We start from the raw sequence: 18931 nt of genomic DNA on the forward strand, positions 1-18931 counted from the left end.
ATAATGGCTCTCTCAATGGGGAGCCATTCTGTATTTTGCTGAAAGCTTTTGATTACTATGCGTAAGTGGGCACGACAAGACTATCAAACCATGCCGTGGAAAAATGGCGGTGGCAGCACGACTGAGCTGGCGGTTTTCCCGACAGGAGCCAGCCTTGATCACTTTGTCTGGCGTTTAAGTACGGCAGAAGTCAGCACCAATGGCCCTTTTTCGCATTTCAGCCAGATCGACAGAACCCTGGCAATTTTGTCAGGAGATGGCCTCATCCTGCATAGCGACAGCGAGCAAAGTCATGCGCAGAGCGTCTTGCTCAGGCAAGACAACCTGCCGCACCAGTTCAGCGGTGAAACGCCGATCAATGCCGAACTCTTGCATGGTACCGTGATTGATCTGAACATGATGACGCGCCGTGACGTGTGCACGCATCACATGCAAAAGCTGGAAGCTGGCAGTCATTTTATCGAAGCCAATGATGCCCAGCAGCTGTTACTGTTTTGCGCCAGAGGGAATGCCAGCCTGTCCACCGGTGAGATTCTGCAGGACTATGATTGCTGCCTGTTTGATGAAGAACATGAACACGCAGGCATACGCTTGAACCTGCATGCGGCTGAAGATGCCGTGTTGTACCTGATACGCATACGATTCTTGACTACGGGTGATAGCTGATGTCGGCCAATATCTTATGGGACAGCCTGTGGCTGAATGTCCACCTTGCCTGCATGACAGAAGGCTATGGTGAAATCAGGGACGCGGCGATCGCAGTCAAAGATGGCAAGATAGTCTGGCTGGGGCAACAGGGCAATCTGCCCGCAGGGTATAGCGCAAGCAAAACACATGATGGCAAAGGCTGCTGGCTGACGCCAGGCCTGATTGATTGTCATACCCATCTTGTGTATGCAGGTAACCGCAGCAATGAATTTGAAGCACGCCTCAACGGTGTCGCCTATGAGGAAATCGCCAGGCAAGGCGGAGGCATCATCTCCACCGTGCGGGCAACGCGAGCAGCCACGGAAGACGAGTTGCTGGCCCAGACTTTGCCACGCCTGCATGCCATGTTGGCAGAGGGTGTGACCACGATAGAAATCAAATCGGGGTATGGGTTGGACCTGGAAACCGAAGCGCGTATCTTGCGTGTGGCGCGGCGTATCGGTAATGAATTTCCTGTGCGTGTCAAAACCACCTTCCTCGGTGCACATGCCTTGCCGCCTGAATATGCCGGACGTGCAGATGACTATATCAGCCTGGTTTGTGAACTAATGCTGCCCGCTTTGATGACAGAAAATCTTGTCGATGCGGTTGATGTGTTTTGTGAAAAAATCGGTTTTAGTCCGGCTCAGACAGAACGGGTGTTCCAGGCAGCACAGGCACGGGGTTTGCCGGTAAAACTGCATGCCGAACAGTTGTCCGACCAGGGTGGGGCGGCTTTGACGGCCAGATACCAGGGTTTGTCTGCTGACCACCTCGAATATTTATCTGGCGCTGGGATTAGCGCGATGGCCGCCAGTGGTACAGTGGCCGTGCTATTGCCAGGTGCCTTTTATTTTTTGCGCGAAACCAAATATCCACCGCTGGCAGAATTGCGTGCGGCTGGCATTGCCATCGCATTGGCGACGGATTGCAACCCTGGTACATCGCCCATGACTTCGCTGTTGCTGACCATGAATATGGCGTGTACCTTATTTTGCATGACTCCACTCGAAGCCTTGCAAGGCGTCACCTGCCATGCAGCGCGTGCCCTGGGTATCGAATCCGAAACAGGTAGCCTGGAAGTGGGCAAGGCAGCGGATTTCGCTTTGTGGGCGATTACCCGACCGGCTGACCTGGCTTATCATATCGCTGCCAATCCATCGCAGGCCAGGGTATTTGCAGGCAAGTTGCTGGCCTAGCGATCATTAGCGATCATTCAACGTCGGCCACGCCGCACATTTCTCACATTGTTTAACCCTGCCACGGTAGGGTATGGCTTTTGCTCGCCAGGTCTTGAGACGTATAATGTTGTCAAGCCTATTTCAACACATTCTGTTTCTCCCCTATCATGACAAAACTCAAACAAACCCTGATGACTGCTTATCACCGTTGGCATCTTGGACGTTGGGCAGCAGGGGTTTTGGGGCTGATATTAGTACTGGCAGCGTTGAGCTGGGCATTCTTGCCGTCAGTAGTAAAGCGCATCGCTACCGAGCAGGTGCAACAGCAGATCGGGCGCAAGCTGGAAATCTCCGAAGTAAGGTTTTCTCCATTCACACTGACATTGACTGTCAATGGCCTGAATTTATATGAGGCAGATCAGCACGCTTCTGCTGTCAGGATCAAGGAGCTGGTATTGAACTTGTCGCTGAGCTCGGTTTTTCGCCAGGCCCTGATAGTCGATGAAGTCAAGCTCATTGAACCTTATGTCCGTGTTGTACGCACCTCAGGCGAGGGCTATGGCCGCTACAATTTCAGCGATATACTCGAAAAAATCGCCGCCATGCCCAAGAGTGAATCCCCGGCACGCTTCTCGCTGGCGAACCTGCAACTGGAAGGCGGGAAAATAGATTTTGATGACAGTGTCATCAACAAGCAATTCAAGATAGATGCATTGCAAATTGGCGTGCCATTTCTGTCTAATTTCCCGAACCAGGTCAACAGCTTTGTCGAACCCATGCTGTCGGCACGTGTCAATGGATCTCATTTTTCATTGAAGGGTCGTGCCAGGCCTTTTACCAATACGCTCGATACCTCGCTGGCGATAGACCTTGATCAACTTGACCTGACTCAATATGTGTCTTATGTACCGATGGCATTGCCGGTGCAAATCCAGAGCGCAAAGCTATCAAGCAAACTGGACCTGATTTTCAGTCGCAAAAATGCCCAGCCAGAATTATTGCTGGCAGGTGATATCCACCTGAATGATCTGGCACTTAACGACAAGTCAGGCACAGCCTTGCTCAAGCTGGGTAGTTTGCACAGCCAGATCAAACAGATCAATGTCATGACTGCTGCCGCCAGTATCAGCAAACTGGAATTATCTGCGCCAGAAATCTGGCTCGATATAAATCAACAGGGGCAATTGAACTGGGCTGGCCTGAGTGCAGGCGACAACAAATCTGAAAAGACGCAGACAAAACCGGCAAGCACGACACCATCAGCAAAAAAAGCATTACCTGTATTACACCTGGCTGAACTACAAATTGCTAAAGGACAAGTGCATTTTCGCGATGCGGCGCATGCAGCACCGGCTCAAGTGATCAACCTGCAAGATATCGCCCTGGCTGCGCATCAATTATCGAACGTTGCCGATGCCAAAGCCGCGACCTTTAATCTGGCATTGAATGGCGAAAAAAATGAGTCCCTGAAATTTGAGGGCGAAATGCAGGCAATGACTGCTGCGCTGAAGGGGCAGTTGACGCTGACAGGGTGGTCTGTCGCGAATTACCAGCCATTTTTGAACAAGTATCTGTCCGCCAGTGTAGCCGGACAGCTGGATATGGATGCAAAAGTTCAATTGCAGCAGGGGGTGTTATCGCTTGATGATATGAATTTGAAACTTGCCCAGTTCAATATCAAAACCCGGTCGGCTGAGGATGGCAATATCAGCCTGAAGATGCTGAGTGTCGATAAATTGAGTTTGAACACAGAGACGCGGCAAGTCAATATTGGCAGCATACAGCTGGATAGTTTGGATACTGATATACGGCGTGATGAGCGAGCCGTATTGAATGTGAGTAAATGGTTGCGCACCGCCAAAACCAATGCGAGCACCATAGTCGCTGCTGATACGAGCGCCAGCAAGGTTGATACTGGCACCGGCAATAGCGATAAAGCAGGTTCACCAACTGCCACGGCGTGGAAAATCAATCTGGCAAATCTGGATTTCAAGGCGGGCGTGCTGGCTTTCAGCGATAAATCTGTTTCACCTGAAGTCGCACTGAAGCTCGATGCCTTTACGCTGCATGCAGAAAAGCTCAGCAGCGATATGTCGCAGCCGCTCAAGCTGAATGTGCAAACAAATGTGGGACGCAAGGCCAAATTCAGCATGACAGGTACGGCATCTGCCCAGCTAAAAAATATTGTTCTTAATGTGGACGGACAGGCTTTGCCAGTTTCAGTTCTGTTTCCCTATGTTTCACCCTATGTGAATGCTTCGTTGACACGTGGCCGCGCTGATTTGAAAGGGAAACTGAATTTGAATAATGTCCTGTCAAATGACAGGCAGATCAATTACGAAGGCATGCTGGCCCTGACGGATTTTCACCTGCTTGAAAATGGTGCTGATGAAGATTTTCTTGAATGGAAAAATATTTCGCTGGAAGGTATCAGCGCACAAATAGCTAGTGACAAGCAAGTCGTCAGTATGAAAAAAATGGCGCTGAATGATTTTTATGCACGCGCTATTTTGTCTGAAAAGGGCAAGCTCAATATTCAGACGATACTCAGTACCAAAAAGGCTGATGCAGAAGAGGTGGCGGCTGCCGGTGCTGACGCAGCAAAACCGGAACCTGCCGCAAGTGCCTTTACCACAGGCACCAGCGCGGCCATCAAACTCGATGCCAGCCCGGCCAGGGCGAAAAACCCGTTGACAGTGCGTATTGCCCAGACCACGCTAAGTGGTGGCAATATCAATTTTACCGATAACTTTGTCAAACCCAACTACACAGCGAATTTGACGGGGGTGGCAGGCAATATCGGTGCGATCGCATCGGATGCCCCGCAAGCCGCGACGATAGAGTTGAACGGCAAGGTCGATGATGATGCTCCCTTGCTTATTTCTGGTTCGGTCAATCCTTTGTCCACCCCCATCTTTCTCGATATCAAAGCCAGTGCCAATGGCCTGGAATTGACCAGGTTGACGCCATATGCGGCCAAATATGCGGGTTATGTCATCGAAAAGGGCAAGTTATCCATGCAGGTTGCCTACAAAGTAGAAAACCAGCAGTTGCTGGCACAAAATGATGTCAGGCTGGATCAACTGACCTTTGGTGAGCGGGTTGATAGCCCATCGGCGACAAAATTACCGGTGATGCTGGCGGTGGCCTTGCTGCGTGATAATGAAGGGCGTATTGCGATCAACCTGCCTGTGTCTGGCTCGCTGTCAGATCCGCAGTTTTCAGTTGGAGGGATTATTTTCAAGGTTTTCGTGAATGTGATTACGAAGGCAGTTACCTCGCCATTTGCCCTGCTGGGCTCCATGTTTGGTGGCGGTGAAGAATTGGCTTACACCGAATTCCTGCCCGGACAGAGCAGTTTGACCCCGGCTTCGACGGCCAAACTGGATAATCTTGCTAAGGCGCTCAAGAACCGCTCAGGTTTGAAACTGGACATTATTGGCCGTGTCGATACTGCAACTGACAGTGACGGAATCCGCGAGATGATTTTGTTGCAAAAGATGCGGGAATTGAAATGGAAAGACGCGCATCAAAAAGACCGCACCGTCATAAAAGAAGATATTGTCATCAGTGATGCTGAAAAAGCCAAATATATAGAAGAGCTGTATCAGGCAGAGAAGTTCGCCAAACCACGCAATGCAATAGGCATGAGCAAGACCTTGCCAACAGCAGAAGCGGAGAAAATGATCTTGACCAATACGACGGTCACGCCAGATGCCTTGCGGGTACTGGCGCAAAAACGTGCGGATACCGTTCGTGATTATCTCGAAGATGTGGCAGGCATAGAACGAGAGCGCTTGTTCCTGATCGCACCGAAATTGAACGCCGACGGCATCAAGGATAAAGGAAGTCCAAATCGTGTGGATTTTTCCCTGAAATGAGTTTTACAAAGGTGGGCAATACATTTGACATGCCCGGATTTTGGCAAGCTACTTCAGAGATATTGGTTTTTGTCCAGGATGACAGGCCTGGCAGGGGAATTGATTTTCCGTCTTTTTTTGTCGCATTGCAGATAAAAATCTGCGCTTATGTGGCAGTTCCTGGCGAAACTCTGCATATTGCATGGGATTTATTGTTGTTTTATGGGTAATCTTGATTTATCCTGATTCTATCCGTTTTACCTATCGCAATAAGGAGTAGTAATGACTTCTGCAACGCTCGCCAACATTCTGTATGTCGAAGATGATGCTGATATACAAACCGTGGCTCAGATTGCTCTGGAAGTTGTCGGCGGTTTCAGCCTGAAAACCTGTAGCTCCGGTGCGCAGGCGATCATTGAAGTCAGCAATGGGTTTGTGCCAGACCTGTTGCTTTTGGATGTCATGATGCCCAACATGGATGGCCCCACCACCCTCGCAGAACTCAGAAAGTTATCAGTTACGCAAGCAACGCCTGTTATTTTCATGACTGCTAAAGTTCAGTCTTCAGAAATGGAATTCTATAAATCGCTGGGCGCAATCGGTGTCATAGCAAAACCGTTTGACCCTATGGAATTGTCAACGCAGGTAAGGAGTTTATGGCAGGAGAAGCCGTAAATGGTTGAAAAAAATGATAGCCTGCAAGAGAAATTGCGTGCTCTCGAAGCAATTTTTCTGCAAAAGCTGCCGTCAAAAATCGGGGAAATTACCTCCACCCTGCAACAGGTGCTTGAACGCCCTGATGATAAAGAAGCCCTGATTGTTCTGCACCGGCATTTACATACCATGGCTGGCTCTGCTGGCACGTTTGGTTTTGCTGAAATCGGCGCGCTTGCAAGAGGTTTTGAATTCAGATTAAAGCCTTTACTGGAAGGTAAACGCTGGTCGACAGAAGAACTACAAGCCTATGCGGCAGAAATGAGGGCCAATTTTGACGAAGCCTTAAAACGTGATGACAAGCCAGTCAACGGCGTGGCCGGGAGTGTACAGGAAGAAGAACGGGATTTAAGTGATCCCCACCTGATTTACCTGGTCGATGAAGATGAAGAGCAAAATCACGAGATTACGGTACAACTCGAACATTTCGGCTACGAAGTAGTACGCATGAATCATCTTGGTGCTCTGGCAGTGGCTGTTGCCACCAGAAGACCGCATGTGATCGTCATAGAGCTGAGTTTCCCTGAAGGCAAAGTCGCAGGCGCTGAAGAAATTGCACGAATCAAGCAGATTGAGCGCTTCCGTATTCCCACCATATTTGTGTCGCGTTCCAGCAGCTTTGAGTCACGTTTGCTGGCTGTGCGCGCAAGTGGAGATGGTTACTTCACCAAACCTGTCGATGTGGTCGCGCTGACAGAACGTATAGAAGCCATCATACAGGCAGATGAAAACAAGGGATACCGAGTACTGATCATTGATGATGATGCCGTAACCTCGAAATTTTACGGGGCCATCTTGCGTGACGCAGGCATGGTCGTGCATTTGCTCAATGACCCTACACAAATCCTGACGGTCATGACTGATTTTCGTCCTGAATTGCTGTTGATGGATATCTACATGCCAGTCTGTAGTGGCGTAGAACTCTCGCGTCTGATACGCCAGGATAATTCTTATGTCGATGTGCCCATCGTTTTTCTGTCCAGTGAAGCCGATCTCAGCAAGCAACTTGACGCTGTGCGTGCCGGTGCGGATGATTTCATCACCAAGCCGGTCGCGCCCGAGTATTTAAAATCTTCCCTGTCGACCAGGGCTGAACGTTATCGCTCATTGCGCGCACTGATCATGCGTGACGGCTTGACAGGCTTGTATAACCATACTGCCATCAAGGAGCAGTTGTCTTCTGAAATCTCGCAAGCTGGCCGAAATGGTGCGCCACTGGCGCTGGCGATGATAGATCTGGATAATTTTAAAACCATCAATGACACCTATGGTCATCCTGCAGGTGACCAGGTTTTGCGTACGCTTGCCCGTTTGTTGCGGCAACGTTTACGCCGCAGCGATATTGTTGGCCGCTACGGCGGTGAAGAATTTGCTGTCATTTTCCCCGATACGACGGCCACGATTGCGCGTCGTGTACTGGATCAGGTCAGGCTGGCATTTGAAAAAATTCAGCAACATTGCGAAGGCGGGCACTTCTCGGTGACTTTTTCTGGTGGCGTGGCAGATCTGGAATCAACGCTGGATGCGGATGAATTGTTTGATTTTGCCGATGCCGCCATGTATGTATCGAAGCAGACAGGGCGCAATCGCATTAATCTGGCCTGATAAATATGGTTTTACTTTGCCAGGCAAGAAAAAAGCCCGTCATGATGTGATGACGGGCTTTTTGTTTTTAATGACTCGGGCCCTATTCTTTAGGCTCAATTTTCTGCAAACTGGCCGCCTTGATTTTTGCTTCCAGCGTTTTCCCCTTACGTGCGCGCTTGCCTATGTGTATGCCAAGACCGCTTGCACTGAGACTCACTTCCTGTGCCTTGCCACCACGGCCTATGCCCAGCACACGTACGCCACGCTGGCTGATAGCCTGGGCGGCCAGCAGGTTTTCTTTGTCTTCCAGTTCCATCAAAATCACACCACGGCCACCGCTGGACAATTGCTTGATTTCTGTCAGACCAAAGACCAGCAGGCGACCTTTTTCTGACAGGCAGGCAATCGCGCTGGCGTCGCCAGTCACCACGGCTGGTGGCAATGGCTGGTCAGCTTCTTCCAGTGTCATGAAAGCCTTACCCGCTTTCATGCGGCCTACCATGTCGCCGACTTTGGCCGTAAAGCCATAACCAGCAGTGGATGACAGCAACAGACTGATGTCAGCACTACCTGCGAAGTAATGCAAAATCTTGCTGCCGGCGGCCAGATCGATCAGGGTGGTGATAGGCACACCATCGCCACGGGCACCGGGCAGGGCAGATACGGCGACGGAATACACGCGGCCATTCGAACCGAATACCAGCAGTTGGTCTACCGTGCGGCATTCAAACGTGCCATACAGGCTATCGCCTGCCTTGAAGGTGAACTGGCCATTGTCATGACCATGGCCGGTACGTGCACGTACCCAGCCTTTTTCCGATATGACGACAGTGACTGGTTCATCAATCACTTTTTGTTCTATCGAAGCTTTGGCGGCTTCTTCAATGACAGTGCGGCGGGCATCGCCAAATTGTTTGGCATCGGCTTCGATTTCCTTGATAAGCATGCGCTTCATCGAGGATGGATTTTCCAGCAAGTCATGCAGGCCCGCTTTTTCTTTACGCAATTCGTCAAGTTGCTGCTGTATCTTGATAGATTCCAGACGTGCCAACTGACGCAAGCGGATTTCGAGGATGTCTTCGGCCTGGATATCTGACAGCTTGAACGCGGTGATCAGCGCAGGCTTGGGATCATCAGATTCGCGGATGATGCGTATGACCTCATCGATATTCAACAGTACCGCTTCACGACCTTCCAGGATATGGATGCGGTCATCTACCTTCTTTAGGCGGAACTGGGTACGGCGTGTGACGGTGGTAAAGCGGAAAGCTATCCATTCACTGAGAATATCGAGCAAACCTTTCTGGCGCGGGCGGCCATCGCCGCCTATCATCACCAGGTTGATGGATGCCGAGGTTTCCAAAGAGGTATGGGCGAGCAGCATTTGCATGAACTCGGCCTGGTCCTGGTTCTTGGATTTTGGTTCCAGTACCAGACGTACAGGTGCATCCTTACCAGATTCATCACGCACGGTGTCAAGCACCGACAGTATGACCTGTTTCAACGCCACCTGTTCTGGCGACAGGGTCTTCTTGCCCAGCTTGATTTTAGGGTTGGTCAGCTCATCGATCTCTTCCAGCACTTTTTGCGAGGAGGTACCTGGTGGTAATTCAGTGACTACCGCTTGCCATTGGCCACGTGCCATTTCTTCTATCTTCCAGCGTGCACGCACTTTCATGCTGCCACGGCCAGTCGCATACATATCGGCGATGGTGGATGCTGGCGTAATGATTTGTCCGCCACCCGGAAAATCCGGGCCGGGGATGTATTCCATCAGCTCGGCATGCTTCATGGCCGGGTTGCGTATCAAGGCCACTGCGGCTTTGGCGACTTCAGTCAAGTTATGTGAAGGGATTTCTGTCGCCAGGCCGACTGCAATACCGGATGCACCATTCAATAAGACGAACGGTAGGCGGCTGGGCAGCAACTTTGGTTCTTCGGTAGTACCGTCATAGTTAGGCTGAAAATCAACCGTACCCTGGTCGATTTCATCCATCAGCAATCTGGCGATCGGTGTCAGGCGCGCTTCTGTATATCGCATCGCCGCTGCACCGTCACCATCGCGAGAGCCGAAGTTACCCTGGCCATCAATCAGTGGGTAGCGCAGCGAAAAATCCTGCGCCATACGCACCAAGGCGTCATAGACAGACTGGTCACCATGCGGATGCAGCTTACCCAGTACATCACCAACCACAGCGGCAGATTTGCGCGGCTTGGCGGCAGAGTTCAGGCCCAGCTCATTCATCGCATACAAAATGCGGCGTTGTACTGGTTTTTGACCGTCGCACACATCGGGCAGGGCGCGGCCTTTGACGACCGAGATGGCGTAGTCAAGGTAGGCGCGTTCAGCAAAGGTCGCCAGGGTCAGGGTTTCACCATCGCCCGGTGGCGGTGGAGTTTGATCAAATAAATTCGCTTGTTCGCTCATGGTTCTATTCGTATTTTTTGTATTCTTTTGTGGTCTGTAAGGTCAGATATTTTATATATCAGCTTCAACAGCATTCCCATGCTCTTCTATCCAGGCACGGCGGGCGGCGGCTTCGCCTTTACCCATCAGCATATTGAAACGACCTTCAGAAAAGACCTGATCAAACTCACCCAGAGAAACTGGCAGCAGGCGGCGCGTATCAGGGTTCATGGTGGTTTCCCATAACTGGCTGGCATTCATTTCACCCAGGCCCTTGAAGCGGGAAATTGCCCAGGCGCCATCCTTGACGCCGTCCTTGCGCAATTTGTCTTCGATGGCGATAAGTTCGCCTTGATCCAGTGCGTAGATTTTCTGTGCCGGTTTCTTACCACGTGCAGGTGCATCGACGCGGAACAGCGGCGGACGCGCCACGCAGATATGGCCACGTGCAATCAGTTGCGGGAAATGGCGGAAGAATAGCGTCAACAGTAATACCTGAATGTGCGAACCATCGACGTCAGCATCAGAGAGTATGCAAATCTTGCCGTAGCGCAGATTGGTAAAATCAACGATCTCATTCACGCCATGTGGATCGACGCCGATGGCAACGGCGATATCATGGATCTCGTTATTGGCAAACAGGCGGTCTCGCTCAGATTCCCATGAGTTCAGCACCTTGCCGCGCAGTGGCAAAATCGCCTGGAATTCCTTGTCGCGGCCCATCTTGGCAGAGCCGCCGGCAGAATCACCCTCGACCAGGAAAATTTCATTGCGGGCAATGTCATTCGATTCGCAATCGGTCAGCTTGCCCGGCAAGACAGCTACGCCCGACGATTTTTTCTTTTCAACTTTTTGTGCCGAACGCAGGCGTGATTGCGCCTGCTTGATGACCAGTTCAGCCAGTTTCTTGCCATATTCAACGTGGGAATTCAGCCACAGTTCCAGCGGTGGTTTGGTGAACGACGACACCAGGCGTACGGCATCGCGTGAATTCAGCCTTTCCTTGATCTGGCCTTGGAATTGCGGGTCGAGTACCTTGGCTGACAAGACGAAGGATACGCGGGCGAAAACGTCTTCTGGCAGCAGCTTGACACCTTTAGGTAATAAGGAGTGCATTTCTGCAAAACTCTTCACTGCACCAAACAGGCCTTCACGCAAGCCGGATTCATGCGTACCACCGGCTGGGGTGGGGATGAGGTTGACATAGGATTCACGGACGACATTGCCTTCTTCCGTCCATGCCACTACCCAGGAGGCACCTTCGCCTTCAGCAAAGCCGTCACTGTCTGAATTGGCAAATTGCTCGCCTTCAAACAGGGGGATCAACGGTTCGCCGTGGGAGGATTGTGCCAGCGCTTCGGTCAGATAACCACGCAAGCCCTGATCATATTGCCAGGTCTGGCTTTCACCGGTTTTGGCGTTAGTCAGCGTGACTTTGACGCCGGGCAGTAACACTGCTTTGGAGCGCAACAGACGCTGTAATTCGCTCTGCGGGATATTGGCGCTGTCAAAATATTTGGCGTCTGGCCAGATGGTGACACGTGTACCACTCTTTTTATCACCGCGTGCCAGCGGCTGGCTGCGCAAGGGTTCGATGACATCGCCGTGGGCAAAGGTCAGTTGATGCAGGCCCGCTTCGCGCCAGACGGTAATCTCCAGTCGTTTCGACAGGGCATTGGTGACGGATACGCCCACACCATGCAAACCGCCAGAGAAGGCATAAGCCCCACCCGACCCTTTGTCGAACTTGCCACCCGCATGCAGACGCGTGAAGACGATTTCGACAGTAGGCACGCCTTCTTCAGGGTGCAAGCCGACTGGAATGCCGCGGCCATCATCTTCTACGGTAATACTGGTATCAGCATTGATGGTGACCAGAATGTTTTTGCAATGTCCACCCAGCGCTTCATCCGAGGCATTGTCGATAACTTCCTGAATAATATGCAGCGGGTTTTCAGTACGGGTATACATGCCCGGTCTTTGTTTAACCGGTTCAAGACCCTTTAGTACTCGGATGGATGATTCGCTATAGTCGGACGGAGATGTGTTTTTTTTAGTGGCCATGCGAATGAAAATCTGTTGTTTTGGTTAAATTTGTAGTGATGTTTTGCAATTTTTTTGTCAGGCTGGCAGAATTAGGCTGTATTCTTGCAACGTTTTTGCAGCTATTGTAGCTGCAATGATCGTAGCTGCAATGTGTAGATGGAAAAACGATGCCAACAAAGACTCCAACGATCGCGATCCGACTGCTTGGATTTTCCCCAAAAGAGGAAGAAACTTTTTCAACAGTTCTCGCCGTGCTGCGCGAGAAGGGGTATCGCTATCTTGTTTTAAAAACCGGTAGTTTACAAGATCCTGACATTCATATCGTCAATGCCGAAGATTTAAAGGCCCTGGCGACTTTGTCCGACCTGAACCTGGGCGATGCCCAGCCCGTGCTATTGATTGGTAAAACAACAATCAGCCTGCCTTATCAATTCATGCCACGACCCATACGCTGGCGCAAATTGTTTGAGATACTGGACGAATTGATAGATCGTCGTCAACTTCTTTTGACGACTTTAAGCGCGTATACAGCGGTTGCCGTGCCTGAGCGTCGTCGTCGTGAGCGCCTGGATCTTGATCTGACCGACCCTAGCGAATATCAAAAGATGCGTCGCCCTACCGTCAGCAAGAGCGGCATCATGATTGTTGATAAAGACATGCGTTTCCGTGAATATGTAGCCATGATAATGGATCGTTATGGCATTACGGTGACACTGGCCTGCGATGAGCGCAGTGCCTTGATGCTGGATAAAAACAATCGCCATGCCATGACGATGATCAATACTTCTACGCCGGATATTGAGCCTTATCGCCTGTGTGGAGAGTTAAAGAAACAAAATACCGACCGCAGGACAACCGTTGTTTTTTTGGTGGATAAGAGTTTCAATTACAAGCTGTCTACCGCCGAACAGGTGGATTGTGATGGGTTTTTGACTAAACCATTGTCGCGAAAGCAAGTTTTGTCAACAATACAAAAGTTTTTGCAATTGCGATAAATTGGTCCAGATGTGTTTCCCCTTTCCCTTCAAGGGATAGGGCTATCTGGGCGATACGCGATCATGATTACTAACGTCGCTCCAGCGATGGCCCTAGCTTGGTGGTGTTCATTGCAAGCCTGAGTTGATATTAAAGTGACTGCCTTTCACAGACGCAGGCCGGGTTTGGGATCGACGTTCAAATTCCTTTCTTTATTTCTTCAAAGAAAGGAATTTCGTATAAGGTGCCCGAGACCTGCTCTCACTTACTCAACAGTCTCATCCCCCGTTCCAGTCCTTCTATCGTCACCGGAAACATGCGATTACTCATGATCTGTTTGATCACCGATATCGACTGGCGGTATTGCCACAAGCCTTCTGGCTCAGGGTTCAGCCAGATGTATTTGGGGAAAGCGGAGGTGAAACGTTGCAGCCAGGTGGCGCCGGCTTCCTCGTTGTTATATTCGACCGAGCCACCGGCTTGCAGGATTTCATACGGGCTCATGGTGGCGTCGCCGACGAAGATCACCTTGGTGTCCGGCGTGTATTTGCGCAAAATGTCCCAGGTCGGGAATTTTTCTGCATGGCGGCGACGGTTGTTTTTCCACAGATAGTCATAGACGCAGTTATGGAAATAAAAGAATTCCATATTCTTGAATTCAGTCTTGGCAGCAGAAAATAATTCTTCGGTCTGAGCGATATGGTCGTCCATGGTGCCGCCTACGTCGAGCAACATCAATACCTTGATGTTGTTCTTGCGCTCAGGCTGCATTTTGATATCGAGGTAACCGGCATTATTGGCCGTTGCCTTGATGGTGGCATCCAGTGCCAGTTCGTCTTCTGCGCCCTGGCGTGCGAATTTGCGCAGGCGGCGCAGGGCGACCTTGATGTTACGGGTGCCAAGTTCGCGCTCAGCGTCGTAGTCGCGAAAGGCACGTGCTTCCCATACCTTGACCGCACTGCGGCCGCCACCTTTGCCGCCTATGCGTATGCCTTCAGGATTAGCGCCGCCGTTGCCAAATGGGGATGTGCCACCTGTGCCTATCCATTTGCTGCCGCCTTCATGGCGTTCTTTTTGTTCTTTCAGCAGATCTTGCAGCCTGTCCATCAGCTTGTCATAGCCAAATTTTTCTATGGCAGCTTTTTGCTCATCGCTCAGTTCACGCTCCATGCGTTTGCTCAGCCAGTCGAGCGGGATATCGGGGTGCTTCTCGAAAATGGTATCAATCCCTTTGAAGTACAGACCAAAGGCTTTGTCGAATTTGTCATAATGCGCTTCATCCTTGACCATGATGGTGCGCGACAGAAAATAAAAATCATCCACTGACATGCTGATCAGGCCTTTTTCCATGGCTTGCAACAGCATGAGAAACTCTTTTATCGACACCGGTATCTTGGCATCTTTCAGGGTAAAGAAAAAATCAATCAGCACTTTTAGGCTCCATACTTGTCATTCTTCATACTTGCTTTGCATATACTGCAAATTCTTTTTGATGCCAGGCCATTCTGAATTCAATATGCTATAGACCACCGTATCACGGATGCGGCCGTCAGGCAAAATCATATGATTACGCAATACCGCATCACGTTTTGCCCCCAGTCGCTCTATGGCAGCCTGCGAGCGGCGGTTAAACCAGTCGGTGCGAAATTCTACCGCGATGCAGCCAAATACTTCAAAGGCATGGCCCAGCAAGAGCAATTTGCATTCTGTATTTACCGGGCTACGTTGCACACGCTGTGCATACCAGGTGTAGCCTATTTCCAACCGCTTGTTATTCAGATCCATATTACAGTATCTGGTTGCACCCACGATGTTGCCTGTGGCGTTCTCGCGGACGACAAAGGGAATGGCTTTTTGTTGTTGCTGCATTTCCAGGGCGATATTAAGCCAGTTCTGGGTATTGTCGGGGGAGGGCACGGAGGTGAAAAACAACTTCCATAGCTCGCCGTCTGCAGCTGCTGCCTGTATGTCTGCCAAGTGTACCTGGGACAGAGGTTCCAGCGTGACGTGTTTTCCGTTAAGTGTAAGAGGTGTGGTGTTCATGAATATCCTTTCATAATCAGATACTGAATAGAGTAAACAAAGGGAAGGGCTCAAATCCGTATCTGCCATCTTTGCATTGATTGATCCCCTGCGCATAGATACAGTCGCGTATAAAATCAGCATGACAGTTGAGCAAATAAGGTGGTTTTCGCAGCTTGATTTGGTCTTGTTGCAAGAAATGCCGGGAATGCTTGCTAACAAATATAAATCCAGTTATACTGCAAAGCTGTATAGAATTTTTGCGGCGTGGCATTTAATCAAATGTTTTGACCTCGTCGCTTTGACCACGTTTAGGAAATCTCATGGCAAATACCGCACAAGCACGCAAACGTGCTCGTCAAGCAGTTAAACTGAATGCACACAACTCCAGCCAGCGCTCCACGCTGCGCACAGCGATCAAAGCTGTTCGTAAAGCGATCGAAGCTGGTGACAAAGCTGCTGCAGCAACAATTTTCCAAAGCTCCGTATCGGTTATCGACCGTATCGCTGACAAGAAAATCATTCACAAAAACAAGGCAGCTCGCCATAAGAGCCGTCTGGCATCTGCTTTGAAAGCACTGGCTTAATCTAAAGCCTGTTTTTAAAGCTAGCATGTTGACAGCTCACGCTGTCAGCTTTGCCTGAAGTGAAAAAAACCGCAATTTATTGCGGTTTTTTGTTTTTCTGTGCCGCATAGGCGCATGAAAGCGCAAAATCTTGGTGAGGGTAGTGAGATCTGGCGCGACGAGGTTTTGCGACAAAGAATTGGGTGTGCTTCTTTAAATCATGCAATGAGTCATTAGCATCACGCCGCAGGCATTGAGTGGGCAAAGACTGTTTCCCTTGAGGGGGAAATACTGCTGCAAAAAACAAAAAAGGCAGGGAGACCCTGCCTTGCTCTTACGCAGTAAAGCGAAAGAATTACATCGATGCAGAAGCTGAAGAAGATGCTGCTTTTGCTTTTTTCGATTTTTTAGCTTTTTTGGCTGGCTTGGAAGCATCAGTAGAAGCAGCGGCAGCAGCAGATGCTGAAGCGGCAGGTGCAGAAGCTTTTGCAGAAGGAGCAGATGCTTGCGCGAAAGCAGCAGAAGCAAACAGACCTACGACCAGAGCGGCGATCAATTTTTTCATTTTAATGTCCTTCAGTTAAAAGTTGGTTAAATGTGATTCAATCGAATCAAGGCAAATAACGCGACTGGTGACGTGGGCGTTGACAGGAATTTCAATAAATTTCAGGAATTTTAAGATTTTCCTCATATTTTTATAAATTATTTACTTAAAGTTGTATATTTTGCCATTCCCCCGGTAGCAAGGGGTGGGTTTCCAGTGAATAACCGCCTATGCTGATGCGTATCAGTCTTAAAGTTGGCAGGCCGACAGCGGCAGTCATGCGCCTTACCTGACGGTTTTTCCCTTCTGATAAAGTCAGACTTAACCAGCTTGTCGGGATAGAAGCTCTTTGACGTACCGGCGGGTTACGTGGCCAGAGCCACTCCGGCTCATGGATGTGCTTGACGGTGCACGGCATGGTTATGAAATCACCCAGGTCCAAAGGCTGGCGCAATTGTTCAAGTGCTGCACGGTCAGGCGTGCCTTCCACTTGCACCAGATAGGTCTTGGCCTGTTTGTGGTCGGGGTGGCTGATGCGGTTTTGCAGCTGGCCGTCATCAGTCAGTAATATCAGTCCTTCACTATCTGCATCAAGCCGTCCGGCCGGATAAATGTGGGGAATCTTGACATAGTCAGCCAGAGTAGTGCGGGTGGGATGCGCAGAAAACTGGCACATCACATTAAATGGTTTGTTGAGCAAAATCAGTTTCATGGCAATATGGTAACCGCAAATTTGCGCTCGATCATAAGCGAAATTCTATCTGGCGAAATGCTGCGGTACAGCAAACAATGTTTCCTTAACAGTATTACACCGATGGCATTGCTTCGACCCGTTCCAAGTCCATAAACTGATGGCATACGGTAAAATACTAGTGCATAATACGAAATGATGGTCTTGTGTCTTATAGAAGAGTTAGTGCAAAGCGTCAATACAGGCAATGTAAGCAATATAAGTTAGCAGCTGCTTGACCGCTGAGAGGCTAGCAAGACAAACGAAGAGAAAAGCGCCACCCGCTTGATCGCCCAACTACGGAGAAAACGATGTATCAACATATTCAAGTTCCTGCTGAAGGTAAACAAATTACCGTCAACGCTGATTTTTCATTGAATGTTCCTGACAATCCTATCATTCCCTTTATCGAAGGTGATGGTACTGGCGTTGATATCAGCCCGGTCATGATCAAGGTCGTTGATGCGGCCGTAGCAAAAGCCTATGGCGGCAAACGCAAAATCAGCTGGATGGAAATCTATGCTGGTGAAAAATCCACTAAAGTCTATGGCCCTGATGTCTGGCTGCCAGAAGAAACACTGAAAGTCCTGAAAGACTACGTTGTTTCCATCAAAGGCCCATTGACTACGCCAGTTGGCGGCGGCATCCGTTCCCTGAACGTGGCCCTGCGTCAAGAACTGGATCTGTATGTCTGCCTGCGCCCAGTGCGTTACTTTAAAGGCGTGCCATCCCCAGTGCGTGAGCCAGAAAAAACTGACATGGTCATCTTCCGTGAAAATTCTGAAGATATCTATGCCGGTATTGAATTCGCTGAAGGCTCTGATCAAGTTAAAAAACTGATCAAGTTCCTGACAGAAGAAATGGGCGTCAAGAAAATCCGTTTCCCAGAAACTTCCGGTATCGGCGTCAAGCCAGTATCCCGCGAAGGTACAGAACGTCTGGTACGCAAAGCGATTCAGTACGCGATCGACAATGACAAGCCATCTGTGACTATCGTCCACAAAGGCAACATCATGAAGTACACCGAAGGTGGCTTCCGTGACTGGGCATATGCTTTGGCACAAAAAGAATTCGGCGCTGAACTGATCGATGGCGGCCCATGGTGCAAATTCAAGAATCCAAAAACAGGTAAAGAAATCACTGTCAAAGATTCCATCGCTGATGCCTTCCTGCAGCAAATCCTGTTGCGTCCGGCAGAATATAGCGTTATCGCTACATTGAACCTGAACGGCGACTATATCTCTGACGCGCTGGCAGCCCAGGTCGGTGGTATCGGTATTGCTCCAGGTGCCAACCTGTCTGACTCTATCGCCATGTTTGAAGCAACTCACGGTACGGCACCCAAGTATGCTGGTAAAGATTATGTGAACCCAGGTTCCCTGATCTTGTCCGCAGAAATGATGCTGCGTCACATGGGCTGGCTGGAAGCGGCTGATCTGCTGATCAGTGCGACTGAAAAAGCCATCACTGCCAAGAAAGTGACTTATGATTTTGCCCGCCTGATGGAAGGCGCAACACAAGTGTCTTGCTCCGGTTTTGGCGATGTCATGATCGAAAATATGTAATTGCACAGCAGCTTGCCTGACATGCAAAAAGCCGACCTTTGGTCGGC

The 18931-nt window shown here is 50.0% G+C and carries 15 protein-coding genes; 9 read left to right on the forward strand and 6 right to left on the reverse strand.

Annotated elements, in window-relative coordinates:
• Nucleotides 1–57 precede the first annotated feature (57 nt).
• The 6 genes from ACO0LH_RS17485 to ACO0LH_RS17510 all read left to right on the forward strand — a co-directional run bounded on the left by ACO0LH_RS17485 (nucleotide 58) and on the right by ACO0LH_RS17510 (nucleotide 8047).
• Nucleotides 58–666, forward strand: a complete 609-nt coding sequence (locus ACO0LH_RS17485; protein WP_422942406.1) for a HutD family protein — start codon at nucleotides 58–60, stop codon at nucleotides 664–666.
• Nucleotides 666–1886 carry an imidazolonepropionase gene (gene hutI / locus ACO0LH_RS17490; RefSeq protein ID WP_422942407.1) on the forward strand — a complete coding sequence of 407 codons (1221 nt, stop codon included), beginning with the start codon at nucleotides 666–668 and terminating at the stop codon, nucleotides 1884–1886. Before ACO0LH_RS17485 ends, hutI begins: the two co-directional genes overlap by 1 nt.
• Before the next feature lie 149 nt (nucleotides 1887–2035).
• Nucleotides 2036–5749 carry a DUF748 domain-containing protein gene (locus ACO0LH_RS17495; protein ID WP_422942408.1) on the forward strand — a complete coding sequence of 1238 codons (3714 nt, stop codon included), beginning with the start codon at nucleotides 2036–2038 and terminating at the stop codon, nucleotides 5747–5749.
• Nucleotides 5746–5958, forward strand: a complete 213-nt coding sequence (locus ACO0LH_RS17500) for a hypothetical protein (RefSeq protein WP_422942409.1) — start codon at nucleotides 5746–5748, stop codon at nucleotides 5956–5958. The genes ACO0LH_RS17495 and ACO0LH_RS17500 overlap by 4 nt, the downstream gene beginning before the upstream one ends.
• Before the next feature lie 52 nt (nucleotides 5959–6010).
• The gene (locus tag ACO0LH_RS17505; RefSeq protein ID WP_422942410.1) at nucleotides 6011–6403 is read left to right on the forward strand and encodes a response regulator; all 393 of its coding nucleotides are present in this window, start codon (nucleotides 6011–6013) and stop codon (nucleotides 6401–6403) included.
• Nucleotides 6404–8047 carry a diguanylate cyclase gene (locus ACO0LH_RS17510; RefSeq protein WP_422942411.1) on the forward strand — a complete coding sequence of 548 codons (1644 nt, stop codon included), beginning with the start codon at nucleotides 6404–6406 and terminating at the stop codon, nucleotides 8045–8047.
• An 82-nt stretch (nucleotides 8048–8129) separates the two neighbouring features.
• Here the strand turns inward: ACO0LH_RS17510 and parC are convergent, their stop codons facing one another.
• Both parC and ACO0LH_RS17520 read right to left on the reverse strand, forming a co-directional pair.
• Complete coding sequence (gene parC, locus ACO0LH_RS17515) at nucleotides 8130–10457, reverse strand: DNA topoisomerase IV subunit A (protein ID WP_422942412.1); 2328 nt, start codon at nucleotides 10455–10457, stop codon at nucleotides 8130–8132.
• Nucleotides 10458–10508: 51 nt separating this feature from the next.
• A complete protein-coding gene (locus ACO0LH_RS17520) occupies nucleotides 10509–12500 on the reverse strand; it encodes a DNA topoisomerase IV subunit B (protein ID WP_422942413.1) in 1992 nt (663 codons plus the stop codon).
• A gap of 149 nt (nucleotides 12501–12649) precedes the next feature.
• Here ACO0LH_RS17520 and ACO0LH_RS17525 point away from each other — a divergent pair, with 149 nt between their 5' ends.
• Nucleotides 12650–13477 carry a response regulator gene (locus ACO0LH_RS17525; protein WP_422942414.1) on the forward strand — a complete coding sequence of 276 codons (828 nt, stop codon included), beginning with the start codon at nucleotides 12650–12652 and terminating at the stop codon, nucleotides 13475–13477.
• 241 nt (nucleotides 13478–13718) lie between these two features.
• On the opposite strand, the gene ACO0LH_RS17530 is transcribed toward ACO0LH_RS17525, so the two are convergent.
• Entirely contained in the window at nucleotides 13719–14888 is a 1170-nt protein-coding gene (locus ACO0LH_RS17530) for a vWA domain-containing protein (RefSeq protein WP_422942415.1), read from the reverse strand.
• A gap of 18 nt (nucleotides 14889–14906) precedes the next feature.
• On the reverse strand, nucleotides 14907–15500 hold the full coding sequence (locus ACO0LH_RS17535) for a GNAT family N-acetyltransferase (protein ID WP_422942416.1): 594 nt from the start codon (nucleotides 15498–15500) through the stop codon (nucleotides 14907–14909).
• 302 nt (nucleotides 15501–15802) lie between these two features.
• Here ACO0LH_RS17535 and rpsT point away from each other — a divergent pair, with 302 nt between their 5' ends.
• Nucleotides 15803–16066 (forward strand): 30S ribosomal protein S20, encoded by a 264-nt coding sequence (rpsT, locus tag ACO0LH_RS17540; RefSeq protein WP_162040741.1) that lies wholly within the window; start codon nucleotides 15803–15805, stop codon nucleotides 16064–16066.
• A 334-nt stretch (nucleotides 16067–16400) separates the two neighbouring features.
• On the opposite strand, the gene ACO0LH_RS17545 is transcribed toward rpsT, so the two are convergent.
• Entirely contained in the window at nucleotides 16401–16610 is a 210-nt protein-coding gene (locus tag ACO0LH_RS17545; protein ID WP_422942417.1) for a hypothetical protein, read from the reverse strand.
• A 145-nt stretch (nucleotides 16611–16755) separates the two neighbouring features.
• Nucleotides 16756–17301, reverse strand: coding sequence for a pseudouridine synthase (locus tag ACO0LH_RS17550; RefSeq protein ID WP_422942418.1), 546 nt, complete (start codon nucleotides 17299–17301; stop codon nucleotides 16756–16758).
• A 329-nt stretch (nucleotides 17302–17630) separates the two neighbouring features.
• Between ACO0LH_RS17550 and icd the strand changes: the two genes are divergently transcribed.
• Nucleotides 17631–18884: an NADP-dependent isocitrate dehydrogenase gene (gene icd / locus ACO0LH_RS17555; protein ID WP_422942419.1), complete on the forward strand. Its 1254-nt coding sequence runs from the start codon at nucleotides 17631–17633 to the stop codon at nucleotides 18882–18884.
• Nucleotides 18885–18931: the final 47 nt, after the last annotated feature.

It is taken from the genome of Undibacterium sp. TJN19 (assembly GCF_049339485.1).
Classification (GTDB): domain Bacteria; phylum Pseudomonadota; class Gammaproteobacteria; order Burkholderiales; family Burkholderiaceae_D; genus Undibacterium.

Coding starts and splice junctions, on each gene's coding strand:
- icd (WP_422942419.1), top strand. CDS start 17,631: ATGTATCAACATATTCAAGTTCCTGCTGAAGGTAAACAAATTACCGTC.
- parC (WP_422942412.1), bottom strand. CDS start 10,457: ATGAGCGAACAAGCGAATTTATTTGATCAAACTCCACCGCCACCGGGC.
- ACO0LH_RS17510 (WP_422942411.1), top strand. CDS start 6,404: ATGGTTGAAAAAAATGATAGCCTGCAAGAGAAATTGCGTGCTCTCGAA.
- rpsT (WP_162040741.1), top strand. CDS start 15,803: ATGGCAAATACCGCACAAGCACGCAAACGTGCTCGTCAAGCAGTTAAA.
- ACO0LH_RS17520 (WP_422942413.1), bottom strand. CDS start 12,500: ATGGCCACTAAAAAAAACACATCTCCGTCCGACTATAGCGAATCATCC.
- ACO0LH_RS17485 (WP_422942406.1), top strand. CDS start 58: ATGCGTAAGTGGGCACGACAAGACTATCAAACCATGCCGTGGAAAAAT.
- ACO0LH_RS17525 (WP_422942414.1), top strand. CDS start 12,650: ATGCCAACAAAGACTCCAACGATCGCGATCCGACTGCTTGGATTTTCC.
- hutI (WP_422942407.1), top strand. CDS start 666: ATGTCGGCCAATATCTTATGGGACAGCCTGTGGCTGAATGTCCACCTT.
- ACO0LH_RS17535 (WP_422942416.1), bottom strand. CDS start 15,500: ATGAACACCACACCTCTTACACTTAACGGAAAACACGTCACGCTGGAA.
- ACO0LH_RS17550 (WP_422942418.1), bottom strand. CDS start 17,301: ATGAAACTGATTTTGCTCAACAAACCATTTAATGTGATGTGCCAGTTT.
- ACO0LH_RS17545 (WP_422942417.1), bottom strand. CDS start 16,610: ATGAAAAAATTGATCGCCGCTCTGGTCGTAGGTCTGTTTGCTTCTGCT.
- ACO0LH_RS17505 (WP_422942410.1), top strand. CDS start 6,011: ATGACTTCTGCAACGCTCGCCAACATTCTGTATGTCGAAGATGATGCT.
- ACO0LH_RS17495 (WP_422942408.1), top strand. CDS start 2,036: ATGACAAAACTCAAACAAACCCTGATGACTGCTTATCACCGTTGGCAT.
- ACO0LH_RS17500 (WP_422942409.1), top strand. CDS start 5,746: ATGAGTTTTACAAAGGTGGGCAATACATTTGACATGCCCGGATTTTGG.